A 21250-nucleotide genomic window follows, 5' to 3' on the forward strand; every position below is an offset into this window, starting at 1 on the left:
AGGGTAAGGATGTACTGACACAAAACCCCGGTTACTAAGCTTTTTATATTGATAATGCAAAGAGGCCACTCGTGATCGAGTGGCCTCTTTGCATTATCAATATAAAAAGCCGCACAGGTAATTTCTTTAGAACAAAACATAAAAATGCTAAAGCTAATCATGAAACACATATCTGTCGGGTACTAATGAGATACCATCAACAGACACTCACAATAGTGTCTAACGGCCAACGTAGAGCAACCGAGACAGCAAGCAGTGCCTAGAATCTGGAGATAAACCAATCTGAGCTTAGCAAATAAAAGAAAGAGTAACGGTTAGTCAGGTCACAATGGTAGCTATACGCGCTGCTGAATAATGCTACAACAATCATTCGGCCTTCCCCTTGAACCCACTTATATTCTCTTCTGTTATCTCTATAGTATAGGTTATACACGAAAACTTATAGCACTTTACTACTGAACAAACTGATTAAATGCTTTACCCAAATACCTTAGAGGTTAAACTAGGTTTTGATTCTATCCGTGAACGACTTAAAGAAGCCTGTGTGAGCCCATTAGGGCAGGACTATGTCGAAAAAATCCGATTCACGGATAATGCCCAACTAATTGATAAGCTACTCCGCCAGACGACTGAATTCAAGCAGATTGTTCAGTACGAACCTGATTTCCCGAATAGTAATTACATCGACGTTCGCGCACACCTGAGTCGTGCCCGTGTAGAAGGCCTCGCCCTAACCGAAGGCGAATTCTTCGATCTTAAATTGGCTCTTCGAACGGTTCAGGACTGTTTGCGCTTTTTAACCCGACATGGTGATGCTCATCAAGGCGATACGAAGCGTGACGAAATCGGCAACTTCCCGTTTTTACGAGAATTAGCTGGCCCCGTTAGCCTTGACAAAAAACTGACCGATTCCCTCGAGCGGGTTATCGATGACCGAGGTAATGTTCGGGATTCAGCTTCGCCAGAACTAGCCAGTATCCGTCGACGAATTATTGGCGAGCAAGCCAATCTTCGTAAACGACTCGACAGTATTCTACGGCAAGCCAGACAAAATGGCTGGATACCCGACGACCTTTCCCTAACCGTACGTGGTGGACGACTGGTCATTCCGATTGCTGCTGAACACAAACGTAAGATTAAAGGGTTTGTTCATGATGAATCGCAGACGGGTCAAACGGTCTTTCTGGAGCCTGCCGAAGTTTTCGATGCCAACAACGAAATCCGTGAGCTTGAGTACGAGGAACGGCGTGAGATTTACCGGATATTATTGGCCCTGACTGATCAAATCCGCCCACATCTGGATGACCTACGCAAAGCGGTTAATTTCCTGGCTCAAATTGATTTCATTCGGGCAAAAGCCAAATTAGCCGTTCAGTTGGATGCTTCCATGCCCAAATTACTGGAACGTCCCCTTGTGAACTGGACCAATGCCCGGCACCCCCTACTCTACCTATCGTTCATGAAACAGGGAAAACCAGTGGTTCCCTTGCAGGTTCGACTGGACGAAAAGGCCCGAATCCTCATTATTTCCGGGCCAAATGCCGGGGGTAAGTCGGTCGCTCTCAAAACGATTGGCCTGCTGCAATACATGCTTCAGTGTGGGCTGTTGGTTCCTATGGATGATTACTCAGAAATGGGCGTTTTTCAGAATTTATTCATCGATATTGGCGATGAACAATCACTGGAAAACGACCTGAGTACGTATTCATCACACCTGACCTCCATGAAGCAGTTTCTGATTGGAGCCAATAAACGTACCTTGTTTCTGATCGATGAATTTGGTACGGGTACAGAACCTGGTCTGGGTGGGGCTATTGCCGAATCCATTCTGGAAGATCTGGCCAAATCAGGGGCCTACGGCGTCATCAATACGCACTATACTAATCTGAAAGTCATGGCCGATAAAACGCCGGGGCTGGTCAATGGAGCTATGCGATTTGATGGTGAACACCTCGAACCGCTGTACCAATTAGAAATTGGCCGTCCGGGCTCATCATTCGCGTTTGAGATTGCCCAGAAAATCGGATTACCGAAAGGTGTAATTGACCGGGCGAAGGAGAAACTGGGGACGCAGCAGGTTAACTTTGAGAAACTACTGAAAGAGCTGGATATTGAAAAACGGGTTTTCTCCGAAAAAAATCTGGAAATCAGCATTAACCAGCGCAAACTTGCTCAGCAACTTGCCGAATATACAGCCCTGAAAACTCGTCTGGACAACGAACAGAAGAAGATTGTTAATGAGGCTAAGCAAAAAGCGAAAACCCTCGTCCAGGAAGCGAATCAGCGCATCGAAAACACCATTCGGGAGATCAAAGAGAACAAGGCTGAGCGAACAGCTACCAAACAGGTGCGACAAGAATTAGAGCGCTTTGAGCAAAAAGAACTCAAGCCAGAGCCCATCCTGGTTGAACTCCCAAAACCCCTCGAAGATGAGTTCGAGAAGGATAACGGTGCCATCGCCGTAGGAAGTTACGTTCGGATTAGTGGGCAAAATGCAATCGGGGAAGTCATATCGCTTCGGGGAAAAGATGCTGAAATTCGCATTGGTGACCTGAAATCGACCGTAAAACTCAACCGTCTTGAAAAAGTCAGTCGAAAAACGTTTAAAGACGCGACCGAAGTCCGTGATGACAGGCCTCGAAGCCAGGGCGTCGATATGAACGAAAAAATGCAGAACTTTAGCTTTAACCTCGACATTCGGGGCAAACGTGGCGAAGAAGCGTTGGGAGAGGTCGATCGTTTTTTCGACGACGCGCTCATGCTCGGCTACCCCGAATTACGCATAGTACATGGTAAAGGCGACGGTATCCTGCGAACCCTCGTTCGAAATCATCTGCGTGGCTATAAACAAGTAGCCCGAATGGAAGATGAACACGCCGACAGAGGTGGCGCAGGTGTGACGATTGTAAAAATGAAATAATTAACCCGTTTACGGTCTTTGGAATAGGGTTTACCCTCTACATTCTGTTTTGTCAGCCCACAATAAACCGTATACTAAAGACCGTATAACCTTAAGTCGAAGCGATGAAAGCCGTAATTTTTGACATGGATGGCGTGCTGGTCGATACCAATCCACACCACCGAATTGCCTGGCGCGAATACTATCAGCGAAATGGTAAAAGCCTGAGTGATGACGACTTTGTTCAGTATGTTTCTGGTAAACACAACAAAGATATAGTCGCTCATTTGTTTGCCAATCAACCACTTACTCATGAAGAAATCATTCGGCTGAGTAACGAGAAGGAAGCCCTGTTTCGGGAGCTATATAGCCCAGTGATTACACCCGTCGCCGGTTTAATACCATTCTTACAAGCCCTTCAATCCGCTGGTATTCGAATGGCAGTGGCGACTTCAGCTCCCGTTGAAAACCTTGATTTTGTTGTCGACACATTGAATATTCGGCATTATTTCGATGCTTTACTCAACGAAAGCATGGTCAGCCATCCTAAACCCGATCCGGAGATTTACCAGAAAGCCATGGCAATGCTCGGTGTAGAACCCACCGAAAGTGTCATTTTTGAGGATTCGATGACGGGTATTCAGGCCGCAAAAGCATCGGGAGCAACCGTAGTTGGCATGGCTACCACCCAAACGCCCGACGAGTTACGCTTATTCGTAGACGACACGGCCCATGATTTTACCGAATTAAGTCTTGACCGTATTCAGCGGCTAGTTAAAGTTTTTTAACAGCATTGAACAGGAGGAATCAGTATTTTTGCTGATTCCCACATCAGAAAATGGGTTGTCATTTGGGGTCATACTTAGTCGTAACCCGAAATACAGACCATTAAACCTTACTTGATTAGCCTAGTCAAACCAAACACGTATTATTCGGTTCGCGATGCTCAAACAACTCCTTTTTTGTCTTTGTCTGGTTGTATTGATCAATAAATCAGACACCGTATGGGCTCAGGGGAAATACGTAATTGGAACGGTCATTGATCAAACCACCCAAAAAACAGTCGACAAGGTTTTTGTCGTCAATCAACGTACGCGCCAGCGAGCTCGTACCAACGCATCAGGGCGATTCTTTCTGACGGTCCAACCCGGTGATTCATTGATTCTCACCAGCCAGCTTTACAACAGAGTCGGTATTCGATATGATGGTTCCGATAACCCAACTATCGTTGCCAAAGCCTTACCGCCTATGCCCTACCGAGTAGTCGATCTAGACGAAGTAACGGTGACCGGGAAACGCTACGAAGAAGTAAAGCGGGAAATCAAAGAATTACTTGATGAGCCTGTGGCGACTAAAAAAGTAAGTGGTGAGCAGGCATTCGACCGAATTGCCGATGGTGCCGGGGTGACCTTACTCTACGAAGTGTTCGGAAAACGTCCTAAGTCGGACCGGAAGGCGTATTATATCATGCAGCAGGACCGCCGTCATGAGCTAGCTCTCGAACGGTTCCGGCTGCTGGTCGAACAATCGACCAACCTCAAAGCCGATGAGATCGACCGATTCTTCGATTTCTGCGACCTCGACGAAGACTTCCTTCTTAAATCCGAAGACTACGATTTGATTAATACCATTCAACAACTCCGGAGTCGTTATCGCCAGGGTATGACACGCCCCAGCCGACTGGCTCCCGATCCTAATCAGTCGGCGCCAAAGCCTCGTCCGTAATCAAAACCGTTACAGCATCGCCTATCTGGATGCTTCCGCCTTTCAGCACGCGGGCGGTTAGTCCACCATGACCACGCATGGCATTATAACCGCCGGGGCCCAGAGCCGTTTCCATTTTCGAACACGGATGGCATTGCCCGGTAATCTCCAGAACAACATCACCAATCTGAATCTGATGATCTTTAAGGGCCGACAGATTCAGTCCCGAAACAACCAGATTTCGACGCAGAAGTGCCGGATCAACCTGATCATGCCCCGTTAGTGAGGCTACAACGGGCAAGTACTCTGCCTGAATAAGTGTCACATGCCGATTTCCGCTGCGACCGCTGTAATGATCGCCTAACAGGCCTTTCTTTTCTGACACCTCGACGGAATCAACCACATTCATGAACGCATCCCGTTCAGGTCGTAGGCCAATCCATTCTAACCGACCCGAACGGGGAAAAGTCTTGAGTAAGTCTTTGATAGTCTGCACCGGGATTTAGCTGATTTAAGGATTAAAGGGATTTTGTAAAGAGCTAATCAGAAAACAGCTCAGAAACATAATCTGTTTTATTAATTGCCATTTCTCAAGGCTTAAATTGCTTAGAAGCAAAATCCTGAACATCCAGAAATCAGTTAAATCCTGGTTCGGATTACCCGCCAAACTTCAACGTCGTTCCAATCCGGAAACCCAACCCCTGGTATTTGGCATCCTGCCATTGAGAGATAACCTCTACCCGGAAAAACGGAAACACCTGTGGAATCAGTCCGTCCAGACCATAACCTACTTCAGTATAATTCTTCGATGCGGGGGTATAGAGGTAATGCACAAACAGGTTCTCTTTCAGGCCAATGAGTCGTACCAGCGTCAACTGCGTAATGAAGAATTTACGAAACTCAGCCAGCACATGGGCTTCGGCAAACCGTTTGCCGGTGCTATATTGATAGTAAGGCAGCAGCCGATACGTCGAAACAGCATCGCCCTGCTGAAAGAAAAACTCATTACCGGCAAAGTGCTTGAAGTCCGGGAAATACACCTGCCGATCGTTGACAAAGGCTCCCGCACTTAATTGATAATTCAGTCGGCTCCGAATTCCCGTTTCGAACGAGTGGCTAATGGTGGCCTGTAGGAAGTCATAGTCAGCGTCGGCCATGCCTTTCCGGTAATTCAGCGTTAATACAGGGGCATCGTTGGCGCGACGGGCAATGCGTCGGCCATTCCTGATGATGTATTCCGTTGATCCTAAACGAGCCGAAGCCGACAAATTAAGTACCAATGCGTTGTGTGTTGGGAAAGCGGTGCTGGTCACTTCGGCATTGTCGGGCCGATTCGGTGTAAACGTACGGTTACGCCAGTCGATCCACGGTTTGAGGTCTTCCCGATAGTTGGCCAGTTCGGTACGTTGGGCATATTCCAGACTTCCCGTTACCTTCAGTCGGTCGTGAAAGGGCGAGGCATTGACCGTCAGATTCAGATAATCTTTCTGATACAGCTTGATAAAATTCTGCTCGAACAGCAGCGTTGTCAACGAGTTTAGAAAGGGGCTGATCGGATTATCGGGATTGAACTGATTCAGATACCTACCGCCTGAAATCCCTAGTTTCGTGTTTCTATACTGATACCCCAGTTGGCCGTACCCAACGAACTGTTTTCGGCCAAACTGGTAACGCCCTGTGCCCCCAACCGTCCATTCACCGAGGGGAATCTTCATAAACCGATGTACGGAATCCACTTTAGGGGTATACCGCAGATTCAGCGCTCCTTCGAGTGTATACCCCTCCACCGTATTGTATTCAATCCGTTCAATAGGACTGGTATAGGCCAACGACGTTCGTTTCGCCAAACGCCAGGTATGCCCAAACAGCAGACGATCGACACCAAACGTTTTCTTTTTCTTGTTCTTGTTAAGGCTGTCCTGTCGGGTGCTGTCGGCTTTTAACTCTACTTTGGTTTTTATCTGGCGAATCAGGCCCAGGCTATCCGCTTTGTTGTAGCTTTTAATTTCAGCCGTCGTTAGTGGAACCGATCGAAGCGAATCCCAGAATGTATTGGAACGTTTACGGGCCATTGAATCCACCACCATCGAATCATTCCGCACAACGGCCACATCTTCTTTCCGCTTTTTCCGGGCTTCTTTTTCCTGTTTCTCGTACTCTTTGACCATCTGGCGCAGGTTTTTGGTCGAAAACTCCTTTTGCTTCTTCACCAGTTCGTCCAGTTGTGCGCCTTTGATCTCCCCCTTCGACAACGTTTGCGTAGGTGGTGCTTTCTTTTCGTCGGCCACTTCAATATCCTCTACAAAGGCCGGATTGACCACGAACTCGCTGAAGGTCAGGTTTCGGATGTAGTACCCTTCAGCCTTTACGCCCAGATAGGAACCTTTACCACTATACCGTTGATTAACAGGCATCCAGACTCCCTGAACAGGGCTGCATAGGTGCCGGATTATAAATGAAATCCCAATATTGTTAACGGTTTCCAATTGCAGGCTATGGATGGCCCAGGTGTTTTCCAGAATGTAGATAGTCCCCCGAAATACGCCCTCGCCATACTGACGGGGAATAACCTGAATTTTGCTTACTTCAACCGGCGTGCCGCCGGGGCCCGTCTCCCGAAATGTTCCTTTGTATTCGAACTTGTAATAGGCAAACGCTTTAGGCGATAAAGGGGATACCGTTCCGGCAATGACCGGATCGTAAAAGCTGGCGTTAAAAAACTGGCTTGGGTTCAGGAAATCCCCCTGCGAATTCCGGTTGGCAATTATCCGCTGCCGATAGGTATTGGGCTGGCTGAAGCTTACTTCCGAAATCGTTTCGTTCAGCATCGGGACACCCACTTTAAAATTGGCTTCACGCTCAGCTTCTTTCAATTGCTTTTTGAACGCCATCTCAGCCAGATTCGGTAAATCGGTTACTGTGATTGACGACTTGGTGTACACTCGGGCCTTGAATCGCTGCACCTGAAGCTGGTGAAACCGACTTTTGGCAATAGCCCGACGCATAATGGTATACGCAGGATCTTCGTTGCCCGCTTTGGTCTGTACCTCTGCCAATCGAAGCGCCTGTTCTTCGAGTGTGGCATCCAGTGTAGTAAACCCTGCGGTCACCTCCACCGATTTCTGAATAGTCTGAAAGCCAAGGTACTGAAACACAATCTCATAGTTGCCTGGTGCCAGCCCGATTTCATAGCGCCCTTCGGCATTTGTGATGGTTCCATTTGGCGTTCCTTTCACAATCACGGCGGCAAACGGCAACACTTCACCCTGCTTGTTTTTGACGGTACCCCGCAGTCCGGTACTACCACTTTGTGCCAATACGGCTAGCGAACAGATGAGAAGAAATAAACTTAGTATGATTGATTTCATGCAATAAGGTGTATTCTGTAACGAATATAGGCAAAGGGGCTTCCTTCTTATAGGGAAGATGCGGATATAAATCGATCGGTTGCCTGAGCTGGCTGTTAAAAAACTTTAACGTCTTTGCGTATCTTGGCCGTAAACTACTATCAACCTGAATACTATGCTAAAACTGGTACGCTCACTCGTCAACTTTCTTACACTTTCTCTAACACTCATCACCTCCATTGCTATTGCTCAGCCTTCCGTTGTGCTGCCCGAACGCGAACGGGCGCGGGTTGTCGACGAAATCCTGGAAGATCGCTTCGCCAATCTGCTTCCTCAACTGATGCGTCGTGAAGGGATCGATATGTGGATCATTATCTCCCGCGAATACAACGAAGACCCGGTATTACGCACCATGCTACCCAGCACCTGGCTCTCGGCCCGTCGGCGAACAATTATGGTTTTCTTCGACAATGGGAAGGAACGTCCCGCCGATGCGATTGAAAAACTCGCCATTGCCCGCTACGACGTGGGAAACCTGCTCAAAGGTGCCTGGGACATCGACGTTCGACCCAACCAGTGGGAAGCGCTGGTCAAGGTGATTGAAGAACGGAAGCCCAAAAAGATCGGCCTGAACATGTCGCCCAACTACGCTCATGCCGATGGTCTTTCCTTTACCGAACATGACGAATTTCTGAAAAAGCTTCCTGCCGATTACCAGAAACGAGTTGTATCGGCCGAGAAACTGGCCGTTGGCTGGCTCGAAACCCGTACCGAAAAAGAAATGGCGATCTATCCGCTCATTTGCCGGTTATCGCACCAGATTATTCAGGAAGGATTTTCGGAACAGGTAATTCAGCCGGGAGTGACGACTACCGAAGATGTGGTCTGGTGGTTTCGGCAGCGCATTACCAACCTCGGACTGGATACGTGGTTCCACCCAACGGTCGATATTCAACGCGCCGATGCTGAGGACTTTAACCACCTTCGCACCTTCTCAAAACGCCCTGACAAGCAGGTGATTATGCCCGGAGACCTGCTCCACGTTGATTTTGGCATCACCTATCTGCGTCTGAACACCGACCAGCAACAGCATGCGTACATATTGCGCCCCGGCGAAACCGACGTTCCCGAATCGATCAAAGCCGCTTTCCGGCAGGGCAACCGACTACAGGATATTCTGACCGAGCAGTTCAAACTGGGCAAAACCGGCAACCAGATATTGCTGGCAGCTCTGGACCAGTCGAAGAAAGAAGGCATCAATGGCACCATCTATACGCATCCGATTGGCGTTCATGGGCACGCTGCCGGGCCCACCATTGGCCTGTGGGACCAACAGAAAGGCGTTCCCGGCCCCGGTGATTATCCCTTATTGGCCAATACGGCCTACTCCATCGAACTGAATGCGGCCGTCGAAATTCCCGAGTGGAAAAAAGTAGTACGCATCATGCTCGAAGAAGACGGCTTTTTCGACGGAAAAACCTTCCGCTACATCGACGGCCGCCAAACCGAAATCTATACCATCCCCAGAAAATTAGGCTATGTGAAGTGAAACATCGGCTGTTATCTATAAATATGCAACCAATATATAGGTAAATGCTCGGCTCTATACGATATTAATAATCTTATTAAATATTTACATAGTACAAATAAATCCAAAAAGTACTGCAAAAATTTCGTATATCTAGAAGTTATGCGTCAACTTAAAAGCCGACAACGTGAAAATGAGAAATTACATATTGACAATTTTAACCTTGGCCTTTTTCGCTTGCTCGACAGACAACAAAACGACAACAGAAAATTCAAATATTATGCTTAAACTTTATAAACTAATTGACAACCAACTCTATTATTGGGAGACTTGGGACAAAGACGAAAAAACTGCAATTGTCCATTGGGGAATTGTTGGACAACGTGGACAAGACAAAGAAGTTAAGGGCGGACTTTTTTCAAATTTTCGTAAAACTGTTCAAACAGAAATTGACGAGAAGCTAAAAGAAGGCTACGCAGAATTCAATGAAGACAATATTGCTTTTTTAGAAGTCGAATATAAAATTGACGGCTTTGGAACAGACCAAGACCTTGACAAGCGACATAAACTTGAAGAACACTTAAATGAACTATTGGGTTGGACAGGACTTGGACACGTTGATGGTGGAAGTATTGGAAGTGGTACAATGGAAGCAGGTTGTATGGTTGTGAACTTCGAGATTGCTAAAAAATTAATTGAAGACAACTTGAAAGGAACTGAATTTGGTGGCTATTCAAGAATTTATCAAATGGACAAAGAATAAAAGCCGACCCGCATAACAAGGTATTGCCAAAAGCGGGGCTGAACGACTTCGATTGGACATTTGTGCAAGGTATTCAACAGCAGTACTTCTATTCAACTTTTGTGCTAAAAATCCGCCACATCGCCAAGCCGAAAACCGTTAGGCGAAACGCAGAAAATAGTTACTGCAAAATTTTCGTAAATGCACTTCACCTAACAGGTATTGCCGCAATAAATTGCTAGGCAAACTACTGCGGCAATACTATCATTAGCCGTCATTTTAAAGCGACACCAAAATGAATATAGAAGAATTTAAAAATAGACTTGACACAAACGGACTTGGTAAATATTTTGACAAGTTGCAACCACTTTTGCGTAACACGATTAGACTTTACCAAAAAGCAACAGACGAAAACAATATTTCTATTGGACAGACAAAAATTGGTGGCAGACCAGACTTGCCAAAAGAAATTTCTTGGGTAACTGAAAATAACATTGTAGAAACGACAGAAAAAAAGTTCTTAATTTTCAACAGTAAGAAAGAAGAGGCAAAAACAAAACCACTTTCTTTTATTGCTCAAATTAATTTATCTGAAACTTCACTATTTGACAAAGACAACTTATTACCAAGCACTGGACTTCTATACTTTTTTTATTCAGCAGAACAAGAAGTTTGGGGCTTTGACTATATTGACAAAAACAAGTTCAAAGTAATTTATTGGAACGGAGATATAAAGCAACTTTCAAGAGTTGATTTCCCATCAGACTTGCCTGAATATTCTTGCTATAAACCTTGTTCGGTTGACATTGCATCAGAAATAAGTTTACCTTCATATGGACACGAAGTTTATGAAGATTTTGCAGACGGAGAAGATGATATATTTTGGGAGGACGTTTATAATGACAGAAATCTAAATAAACTTTTAGGCTACTCAGACAACATACAAAATGAAATGGAATTAGAGTGTGAACTTGTAACTAATGGACTTTATCGTGGAGACCCATCAGGCTACAACGACCTAAAAGTAAAAGCACTTGAACCAAATGCAAAAAATTGGCGACTGCTTTTGCAAATAGACAGTAATGAAGAAAATGAAATGATGTGGGGTGACTGTGGGCGACTTTACTTTTGGATAAAGAAAGACGACCTTTTAAACAAACAATTTGACAAATCTTGGTTCAGTTTACAATGCTGTTAGACAAAAAACGAACGGCTAACATCGGTTTGGCAATAGTGGGGCAGACAGTTGTAAATTCAGCATTAGTAACTCTATTTAGCTTTTGTGCAAAAAGTGGGCAGACGTTTTTCAAAAGCCCCGCCATCGCCAAGCCGTAAACCGTTGATGGCAAGTGTAACAGAAGGCAATAACCTATAAAACAATGCAGGACACATTATTTGACTTTATTTCAAAATACATTACTATAACGGAAGAGGAGAAGAATGCAATCCTTTCTTTAGACCTATTTCACTCGGTAAAGAAAGGGACGATTTTACTCAAAGAAGGACAAAAATCGAAAGATAGCTACTTTGTCCTGAAAGGTTGTATTCGAACCTATTATGTACTGGATGGCGACGAAAAAACGACTGCTTTCTACACAGAAATGGAGGCTTTAACACCGCCTTGTGTCATTAGCAAAACTCCGTCCGACTATTATATAAGTTGTGTAGAAGACAGCATACTTCTGATTTCAAATACGGATATGGAAGCAGAGGTGAACAGCAAATTTCCAAAGTTTGATACCATGTGTAGAATCCTATCAGAAGAACTGTTAGCCAAACAACGAATTGACTTTGACGAGTTTAAAACGTCTTCCCCCGAACAACGCTACCTGAACTTACTACAAAACAGACCAGACCTTATCCAGCGTATTCCACAGCATCAATTAGCAAGCTACTTAGGTATTAAACCCCAATCGTTGAGCAGGCTGAGAGCCAGAATTGTAGAGAAAAGTAAGGGATAGGGTTCATTTCTTAACTTAAGTGAACGACTGATGGTACCTCACCAATCTTCCTTTGCATTATCGTTTAACAACAAATTGATATGCAAAAGAAAATTTTATCGTTCACGTTGACCTTATTGATAGCAGGCTGTTTACACGTTAAAGCGCAAAATACCCGACAAGACAGTACGTACAAACGGTGGTTCGTTGGGAGTACGCTCCTGATGTTTGGTAATTTGGATAAAGTAAACAGCCCTGAGTTTATACAAGTAAATGTTGGTTATCGGATAACCCCTCGCGATGTTGTTTCCTTTGAATTTAAACGATCCATTTATGCCTGGCCACTAGGTATCCCCTGGGGCCCTTCATTTGATGCACCAGGGCTAAACTATCCCGGCCATGCCCGCATACTTGCCCCTACAGTAGCCTACCAGCGTTTTTGGTGGAAAGGAGCCTATACATCTCTCCATGCATTGAATGCTTTTGAAAAATATCTGGATGAGACTAATAAAAAGATCGGAAATGGATACACCCTATATCTGACCTTTCGTTTGGGCTACCAGATTAAACTATTTAAAAACCGTTTCTTTTTTGAGCCATCTATTGGATTAAGTTATTGGCCCATAAGAACCAATGTACCCCAATCGTTTAAAGCCGTAGAAAATAAATGGCCTAACTACTTCCCCTGGGAGCCTGGGCTTCATATTGGGTATAATTTTTAGTCATAAAAGCGTCTAACGAAAGCCGTTGATTGCACGAATTACGGGCTTCCTAAACTAGTATACGCTCAGGAATTTTCTAAGATAACCCCGAAAGGCAATCCGATTCCTTTCTTAACTTAAGTGAACGATTTCAGGTCTAGTGCCAATCTACTTTTGCATGAACGTTTAAGATCAATTAAAACAGACATGCAAAAGTATATTTTATGGATTGGCTTAGCCTTAGTGTTGGCAAGTAGTTTACGGGTGAATGCACAATATGCCAGACAAGACAGTACGTACAAACGGTGGTTCGTTGGGAGCACGCTGTTTTTATTGGGCAATCTGGCTACTACAAACACTCCCGACTTCGCGCAACTCAATGTAGGATACCGGATTACAGGAAAGGATGTACTTTCTGTTGAACTAATAACCTGGAAATATGCCTGGCCACTTGGCATTAACCCATTTTTCAACCAATCATATGGAAAGCCAGAAGAGAAATTCCCAGGGTATATAAGAGACTATGGTATTGGCCTTGCTTATCAACGTTTTTTCTGGAAAGGTCTTTACGCAGCAGTCCACATAATGCCTATGTGGCAAACCTTTGTGAATAACAACGGTGCTAAGGTGGATAATGGTTTTCATATTTTCAACTCGTATCGAGTTGGTTATCACATAAAACTCTTTAAGGATCGATTGTTTATACAACCATCACTTGGTATTGCTGGCCGCCCTTATCACACTAAAATGCCTGATGGTTTTACTGTAAAAGATGACAAGTGGCCAAAATACACCCCTGAACCAGGGCTACATTTCGGCTATAACTTTTAGTTGATGGCCTCGATAAGGACCTAACTGTAATGCTCCTCCATCGTCAATACTTAAACCGTTAGCGGCTTCTTACTGGGCAAAGCATTCCAACAGTAATTCTTCTTGTATACTGGCTTTTTTAGTGGCATAATCTCTTTATCGCCCGCCTTTATGCAAACTAAGGAAGCCGCTCAGAATGAGGCCGTCAGCAGCCCGTACCGGAACTATGTTCTGGTAATGCTGACCCTGGTCTATGTCTTTAACTTTGTGGACCGGCAACTCCTTGTGATTCTCCAGGAATCCATCAAACGGGACCTGCACCTGTCCGATACGCAGCTTGGGCTACTCTCCGGGTTTACGTTTGCGCTGTTCTATGTTACGCTGGGTATTCCTATCGCCCGTTTTGCCGATAAAACGAATCGTCGGAACACGGTAGCCGCGTCGCTGGCGATATGGAGCGTCATGACGGCCTGCTCGGGCCTGGTGCGGAACTTCACTCAATTACTGCTGGCCCGTATTGGCGTAGGAATTGGCGAGGCTGGGGGGAGTCCTCCAGCCCATGCCATGATTTCCGATTACTTCCCTCCCGAAAAACGCTCCACAGCGCTCTCGATTTACTCAACTGGCATCTATTTCGGCATACTGGTCGGGTTTTTAATGGGTGGCTATCTCAACCAGCATCTTGGCTGGCGCACCGCATTTTATGCGGTGGGGATACCGGGGGTTATCTTCTCATTGCTGTTTTATGCGACCGTGAAAGAGCCTCGGCGCGGGGCTACGGATTTAGGCACAACTTCACCCCACGAATCGCCCTCGTTACGCGAGGTATTAAAGCGGTTATATGCTACCAAAACCTTCGTTTACCTGGCGTTGGCCACAGGCTTGCACGTCTTTTGCATCTATGGCCTGACGAATTGGGCACCGTCGTTCCTGGCGCGGCTTCACGGCATGAAAAACGCAGAAATAGGTGCCCTACTGGGTCCCATCTTTGGTCTTGGCGGAGCATTTGGTTCGTTCGCGGGAGGGCTTCTAACAGATCGGTTTGGCAAGACCGATAAACGGCGGTACCTGAACATTCCGGCCTATGCCATTATGCTCTCGATTCCCTGTGCGGCTGGTGCTATTTTTTTTCAGAATACAACGTTTTCGATTGTTTGCCTGGGCCTGACCGCATCGCTTCACAGTACCTATCTGGGTCCTTCGGTGGCAATTTCGCATAGCCTTGTTCCGGCGTCGATGCGGTCGCTTACCTCCGCCATTCTGTTTTTTGCCCTCAACTTCATCGGCCTGGGGTTTGGTCCGCTGGTTGTCGGAATGATCAGCGATGGGCTGGCTCCGTCGCTGGGAGCCGAATCGCTGCGCTGGGCGATGTCGATTACGATCCTGATCAGTTTTGGCTCAGTAGCGCTCTTTTTGATTGCAGCCAAAAAGCTGACCACTGATTTATCCTGATACGCTGACTGAACATCCCTCCCTAACCAACTGACTATGAATCGCTACGTTTCCATTGCATGGCTGCTATCCTGCCTTCTTTCGTATACCTACACGGCGAAGGGCCAGCCCAAAGCTACCGTTTTGACCGAAGCTGCTCCTGCGGTAGGTGGCTTTTCTGCCGATCGACTGGCCCGTCTGGATGCGGGCATGGACGATTGGGTAAAACAGAAATGGGTGAACGGTTCGGTGGTGCTGATCGCCCGTCACGGCAAAATCGTGTTCTACAAAGCACACGGATATAATGACCTGACCAAAAAAGTACCGCTCGACAAAAATGGCATTTTCCGAGTTGCCTCTCAGACTAAAGCGCTTACCTGCGTGTCGGTGATGATGCTCTGGGAAGAAGGCAAATTTTCGCTGGCTGATCCGGTTTCCAAATTCATTCCATCCTTCGCCAATGCCAAGGTGCTGGCGACATTCAATCCAAAAGATACTACCTACACCACTGTACCAGCTAAACGGCCTGTTACCATTCGCGATTTGCTAACGCATACATCGGGTTTGGGCTACCCAGCCATCGGTACACCGGCCGAAAATGCTATTTATGCCAAAAGTAACATGACGGGTGGCGTGGGCGTAAAAGGCCAGAAACTTTCCGACGCCATGACTCGCCTGGGGACTTTGCCGCTCTTTTTTCAGCCTGGCGAACAATGGCGATACGGCCTGAACATGGATGTATTAGGCTATCTGGTCGAGTTGTGGTCGGGTATGTCGCTGGAAGCGTTTTTTCAGAAGCGAATCTGCCAGCCACTGGGTATGAAAGATACCTATTTCAATTTACCGTCCGAAAAAGGCCCGCGACTGGTCAACTTTTTCCTCGGCGACTCCACCGGAACGATCCAGAAGCAGGCATCGGTCTTTGGCGGAGCACTCGACATGAATTATCCGTTACAAAAAACGGATTACTTTTCGGGTGGTGGCGGTTTGTCGTCTACCGTTTACGATTATGCCATTTTCCTGCAAATGCTGCTGAATGGTGGCGAGTATAATGGGGTGCGACTGCTGGCCCGAAATACGGTTCGCCTGATGACCATGAATCAAATCGGTGACCTAAACCCCAACATCGGCGATCATGCCCGCGACAATACATTCGGCTTCGGTTTTCTGGTCATTTCCGAAAATGGGAGCAAGTTTACCCCCAGTCAGGTAGGTACGTATTCCTGGGGTGGTGTGTTTTCAACGTCGTACTGGGTCGATCCCAAAGAAGATATGCTGGTGCTGATTTACCGACAAATGTGGGGACCATACGTGTCCAACACCGACAAAGCCTTCAAACCGTTGGTCTATCAGGCAATTAATGATTGATCGAAGCTAAGTAAATCATTGAAAATAGATTAGGTTGATTTTTGTCATCCCGGGGCAGAAGGGATCTCAAGTGTCGGAAAATTCGAGATCCTTCCTACGTCGGTATGACAAAAAATCGAATCCAGATAATCTAAACTACTCTAGATTGAACACTTGTACTACTTCACATTCACTGGTGCGCCATCGCGAATCTCCTCGCTGGCGGTCGAAACGAGTTGATCGCCTTCGTTCAGATCACCGAAGATTTCAATTTTATTGTCGGCCTCAAGTCCTTTCTTAACCGAAACCCACTCCGATTTTCCATCCTTTACCCGAATCACAAAGACACCCGTTGTGGAGTTGACCAGCGCGGCTTTCGGAACGATAAACGTATTGCTCTGCGTAGGCAGGGGGAGCGTCACTTCGGCAACCATACCAGGCAAGAGCTTTTTGTCGCTGTTGATCACATCGACCTCTACCCGCTCCGAGCGCAGCCGCTTGTCCAACGCGCCCGATAGCCGTTTGATTTTCCCCGTAAATGTGCGGTTCGGAAACGTTTTGACCGTAAAGCTCACCTCGCTTCCTTCATGTACATAGCCCGTATAAGCTTCAGGCACAGCCACGACCAGACGAAGGCGTTTCTGCTCGGTCAGCACAAACAGCGGAAACTCCGACCCTTTACCGGCAGGGCCAATGTAAGCCCCTGTACTGGCATTACGTGCGCTGATAATCCCATCGAACGGAGCCCGGATAGCCAGGTAGTTTTTGAGAGTCGCCACTTCCCGATAGGCAGATTTAGCGGCCTCCAGTTGAGCCAGGTCGGCATTCCGTTTGGCCAGTGCCTGATCGACATCATTTTTCGATACGGCTCCAGAAAACTTGCTGGCTTCCAGTACCCGTTCGTAATTGGCTTTGCTGGCAATCGAAAGAGCTTCCTGAGCTTTGAGCTTCGAGTCGGCAGAGGCCAGTTGTGCACTCAGTTCAGGCGCTTCGGCCTGTGCCAGCAACTGCCCTTCGCGCACTTCAGAACCCACATCGGCATTGAGCGTTTTAATAAACCCGCTCACTTTAGCATAAATATCCACATCCCGGTACGCGATCAGTTCACCGGGAATGTTTAGCGACGAAGCCAGTTTACCTTTGGTTAAGGCGAATACTTCGGTGGGCGCTGGTGCCGCAACCGAATCGCTTTCCTCTTCTTCTTTTTCGGCTTTACTTTCAGACGAATGGCATTGGGCAAACAAACTGGCCAGCAACAAGCCCCCAGCTAGGACAAACAAATTACGGACTGAGATTCGACGGTGCATGTCAATTAATTGTTACAAAACGGGAAACCGTTTCGATAGAATGAACGAATGGGTTTAATTCAGCAAATCCACATTCGTATAGTACTTACTCTCTTTATCTTCGGGATCGAGCGATACCGACTCGGTAGATGTTTTCTCCTGTACCCAGGCAAAGGCCAGCGGCAGAATAAACAGGGCGGCAAAGGTCGAGGCAATCAGTCCACCGATCACCGCACGACCCAGCGGAGCGGCTTGTGAACCACCCTCCCCTAAGCCGGACGCCATCGGAATCATACCGACCACCATCGCCACGCTGGTCATCAGAATGGGCCGAATCCGAATCGAAGCCGCTTCCCGCGCCGAGAGCAGGGCATTGCCGTTCCGCATCCGAAGTTCTTCGGCATTGGTTACCATCAGAACGGCGTTGGAGATGGATACCCCTACCGACATGATCATGCCCATATACGACTGTAGGTTGAGCGTTGAGCCGGTCAGCATCAGTAAAATCAGCGACCCGAGCAGTACGGCGGGCACCGTACACAACACCACCAGCGAGACCTTGAACGATTGGAAGTTGGCCGCCAGCATCAGGAAGATAACGACAATCGCCGTCAGCAGGCCCGTTTGCAGACTGTCGAGCGTATCGATCAGCACCTGCGTCAGCCCCTGCATTTTTATGGTTAAGCCACGTGGTAATTCGCCCAGCGAATCGATGGCTTTCTGCACGTCGCGAGCGGCTGTCCCCAGATCGATATCGTTCAGATTGGCTGTGACCGACAGTACCGGAATCGCGCCAATATTGTCGTTTTCGCCGTACGAAGTGCCTTTCTGTAAGGTAGCTACATCGCTCAGTACCGGCCGGTTGGCATTGGGTAATACCGGAATTTCGCCCAGATCATTGACACTCGTCATTCGGTTTTCGGGCACCTGAACCTGTACGGTATACGTCTGGCTGGATTTGGGGTCGATCCAGACACTTTTCTCAGTATACCGCGACGACGATGTAGCGGCAATCAACGAGCGCGAAATGGCCGAAATATCGGTGCCTAGCTGAGCGGCCCGCGTCCGGTCGATATTTACGTTGATGGTTGGGTATTTGGTGGCCTGCCCAATCTGAACATCCCGCAGGTAGCGGATTTTATTCAGCTTCGCAATGACCTTGTTGGCATACTCCTCGTTCTGTTTCTTGTTTTTGCCCGACAGTTTGACCTCAATGGGCGTAGGCGACCCCTGGCTCAGAATCTTATCCGTCAACTCGATTGGCTCGAACGACAGTTTGACATCGGGCAAAGCCTGCTTCATGCTGGCCCGGAACTTATCCTTCAGCTCGTCCAGATCCACATCATAGTCTTCGTTCAGGCTCACCTGTAGCACCCCTTCCTGCGGCCCCGCCATAAACAGGTAAATCGGGCTGGTCGAGAACTGAGCGCCGTGCATACCAACCATCGCCGAGGTGATTTCAATATTGTCTTTGCCAACCATCTTCTTCAACACATCGATGGTTTTCAGCATGGTTGCTTCGGTTTTTTCGAGTCGCGTACCATCTGGATTCCGCAGGCGAACCTGAAACTGATGCCCGGCTACTTTGGGCAATACATCCCGCCCGATATTCGTGATGAGCAGCACCACAATGGCCATCGAACCCAGCACATACGTGGTTACAATCACTTTCCGATAGGGCAGAATCCGGCGGATGAATCGGGTGAATCGGCTGCGTAATCGTTCAAAGTAGCTGATTTTACCATCGTTATTCAAATCGTCCCGCTCGGCCAGTGCCTCTTTCGACCGCAACAGGGCTTCTTTTTCGTAGTGACCATTTCCGTTGGTCGATACAACCCCATGTTTGAATTTGAGTAATTTCCGGCCTTTTCGTTTCGGAGCCTTGCCATTGCTGACATGCGTATGCTCTTTCATCATCCAGTTGGCCAGAACGGGTACCAGCGTTTGCGCCATCAGGTACGATGTGATCATCGAAAAACCGATAGCCAAGGCCAGCGGCAGGAACAACGCACCGGGTATGCCCGTCATGGTAAAGGCCGGAGCAAATACGGCCAGAATACAGAACAGAATCAGGAGTTTCGAGAAGGCAATTTCTTTACAGGCATCCCAGATCGCCAGGGCTTTCGGTTTGCCCATGTCCATATGCTGGTGAATATTCTCGATGGTCACCGTACTCTCATCGACCAGAATCCCGATGGCCAGCGACAGACCGCTTAGGGTCATGATGTTGATCGTTTGCCCAAATAGCGACAGGAACAATACCCCCGAAATGATACAGGTCGGAATGGTGATGATAACGATCAACGCCCCTCGTACATCGCCCAGGAACAGGAGTACCATCAGACCCGTCAGAATAGCCCCAATGGCTCCTTCAGTCATGAGACTCTCGACCGCGTTGATGACGTAAACCGATTGATCGAACGTATAGGTCAGCTTTACGTCTTCAGGTAGCAAGGCCTGGAAACGGGGCAGGGCGGCTTTCAGATTCTGAACGACTTCCCAGGTTGAGGCATCGGCCGATTTAGTGATAGGCAGATAAACCGACCGCTTGCCATTGACCAGCACATAGCCCTGTGTGATATCGGCCCCGTCTTCAATCGTGGCTACGTCTTTCAGGTACAGGTTTTGTACGGTGCCTGTATAGAGCGGAATATTGCCAAAATCCTCGATGTTCCGAACCGTAGTGTTGGCCGGTGTGAAGTAGTTATAATCGCCAATCCGAACGTTTCCGGCCGGAGTAGCTGTGTTGTTGATGCGTAAGGCGGCTACCAACTGATCGGGAGTAAGGTTATGCGCCCGCAGCAGCTCGGGATCGGCTTTAATGACAATCGAGCGGGCATTTCCGCCGAACGGCGCAGGCGATACCAGCCCCGGCACCGACGTAAACCCCGACCGGATGTACACGTTGGCCAAATCCTGGAGTTCGTTGTTGGTTCGTTTGGGACTACTTAACACCAACTGCCCTACAGGTAGCGTAGAAGCATCGAACCGGAGAATAAAAGGCGGCTGTGAACCGGGCGGAAAACTGGACTGAGCCCGGTTCGAATAGGCCGATACCTCGGCTGCCGCCTGGGCCATGTTGGTCCCTTCGTAGAAGGACAGTTTCAGGAGCGTAATCCCCTGAATATTCTTGGTTTCAATACTTTTTACTCCCGATACATAGAGCAACAGGTTGACGTACTGTTTCCCGAAAAACGACTCCATCTGGTCGGGTGTATAGCCGCCAAAGGGTTGGGAAATGTATATAACGGGCAGGTTCAGATTGGGAAAAATATCAATCTTGATCGTACGTACGGCCCCAATACCAAAGTAAAACAGACTGGCAACAATCACCAGAATGGAGATCGGTTTTCGTAACGCAGCGCGAATTAAATCCATAGTCTATTAAAATATTCTTAAATACAGACACTATCGCGTTTCATCCACCATTCTGGACTTTTCCAACGAACCGATTACTGCCTGATTTGACTAAAAGTCAATTTTTTCCACGATCTATCCCATACAAAGAATAGTAC

At 47.4% G+C, this 21250-nt stretch carries 15 protein-coding genes; 11 read left to right on the plus strand and 4 right to left on the minus strand.

Features of this window, described 5'->3' with window-relative positions:
• Nucleotides 1-472 precede the first annotated feature (472 nt).
• From BGO59_RS27130 to BGO59_RS27140, 3 genes are all read left to right on the plus strand, one after another.
• Nucleotides 473-2920: an endonuclease MutS2 gene (locus BGO59_RS27130; RefSeq protein WP_293688956.1), complete on the plus strand. Its 2448-nt coding sequence runs from the start codon at nt 473-475 to the stop codon at nt 2918-2920.
• 104 nt (nt 2921-3024) lie between these two features.
• Nucleotides 3025-3687, plus strand: coding sequence for an HAD family phosphatase (locus BGO59_RS27135; protein WP_293688958.1), 663 nt, complete (start codon nt 3025-3027; stop codon nt 3685-3687).
• Between the two features lie 154 nt (nt 3688-3841).
• Nucleotides 3842-4624 (plus strand): hypothetical protein, encoded by a 783-nt coding sequence (locus tag BGO59_RS27140; RefSeq protein ID WP_293688960.1) that lies wholly within the window; start codon nt 3842-3844, stop codon nt 4622-4624.
• On the opposite strand, the gene BGO59_RS27145 is transcribed toward BGO59_RS27140, so the two are convergent.
• On the minus strand, nt 4593-5099 hold the full coding sequence (locus BGO59_RS27145) for an MOSC domain-containing protein (protein WP_293688962.1): 507 nt from the start codon (nt 5097-5099) through the stop codon (nt 4593-4595). The genes BGO59_RS27140 and BGO59_RS27145 overlap by 32 nt on opposite strands.
• Nucleotides 5100-5259: 160 nt before the next feature.
• The gene (locus BGO59_RS27150) at nt 5260-7971 is read right to left on the minus strand and encodes a DUF5686 and carboxypeptidase regulatory-like domain-containing protein (protein ID WP_293688964.1); all 2712 of its coding nucleotides are present in this window, start codon (nt 7969-7971) and stop codon (nt 5260-5262) included.
• A 154-nt stretch (nt 7972-8125) separates the two neighbouring features.
• Between BGO59_RS27150 and BGO59_RS27155 the strand changes: the two genes are divergently transcribed.
• The 8 genes from BGO59_RS27155 (at nt 8126) to BGO59_RS27190 (ending at nt 16470) form a co-directional block, all read left to right on the plus strand.
• A complete protein-coding gene (locus BGO59_RS27155) occupies nt 8126-9499 on the plus strand; it encodes a M24 family metallopeptidase (RefSeq protein WP_293688966.1) in 1374 nt (457 codons plus the stop codon).
• A gap of 172 nt (nt 9500-9671) precedes the next feature.
• A complete protein-coding gene (locus BGO59_RS27160; RefSeq protein WP_293688968.1) occupies nt 9672-10241 on the plus strand; it encodes a hypothetical protein in 570 nt (189 codons plus the stop codon).
• Between the two features lie 274 nt (nt 10242-10515).
• On the plus strand, nt 10516-11418 hold the full coding sequence (locus BGO59_RS27165) for a YwqG family protein (protein ID WP_293688970.1): 903 nt from the start codon (nt 10516-10518) through the stop codon (nt 11416-11418).
• Between the two features lie 181 nt (nt 11419-11599).
• Nucleotides 11600-12181, plus strand: a complete 582-nt coding sequence (locus BGO59_RS27170) for a Crp/Fnr family transcriptional regulator (RefSeq protein ID WP_293688972.1) — start codon at nt 11600-11602, stop codon at nt 12179-12181.
• Nucleotides 12182-12261: 80 nt separating this feature from the next.
• The gene (locus BGO59_RS27175; RefSeq protein WP_293688974.1) at nt 12262-12882 is read left to right on the plus strand and encodes a hypothetical protein; all 621 of its coding nucleotides are present in this window, start codon (nt 12262-12264) and stop codon (nt 12880-12882) included.
• 186 nt (nt 12883-13068) lie between these two features.
• Nucleotides 13069-13692 (plus strand): hypothetical protein, encoded by a 624-nt coding sequence (locus BGO59_RS27180; protein WP_293688976.1) that lies wholly within the window; start codon nt 13069-13071, stop codon nt 13690-13692.
• A 150-nt stretch (nt 13693-13842) separates the two neighbouring features.
• Entirely contained in the window at nt 13843-15123 is a 1281-nt protein-coding gene (locus tag BGO59_RS27185) for an MFS transporter (RefSeq protein WP_293688978.1), read from the plus strand.
• A gap of 36 nt (nt 15124-15159) precedes the next feature.
• Nucleotides 15160-16470 (plus strand): serine hydrolase, encoded by a 1311-nt coding sequence (locus BGO59_RS27190; protein ID WP_293688980.1) that lies wholly within the window; start codon nt 15160-15162, stop codon nt 16468-16470.
• Between the two features lie 158 nt (nt 16471-16628).
• Here BGO59_RS27190 and BGO59_RS27195 read toward each other — a convergent pair whose 3' ends face one another.
• Nucleotides 16629-17756 (minus strand): efflux RND transporter periplasmic adaptor subunit, encoded by a 1128-nt coding sequence (locus BGO59_RS27195; RefSeq protein WP_293688982.1) that lies wholly within the window; start codon nt 17754-17756, stop codon nt 16629-16631.
• Between the two features lie 54 nt (nt 17757-17810).
• On the minus strand, nt 17811-21113 hold the full coding sequence (locus BGO59_RS27200; RefSeq protein ID WP_293688984.1) for an efflux RND transporter permease subunit: 3303 nt from the start codon (nt 21111-21113) through the stop codon (nt 17811-17813).
• Between the last annotated feature and the right edge of the window lie 137 nt (nt 21114-21250).

The organism is Spirosoma sp. 48-14 (assembly GCF_001898575.1).
Lineage (GTDB): Bacteria > Bacteroidota > Bacteroidia > Cytophagales > Spirosomataceae > Spirosoma.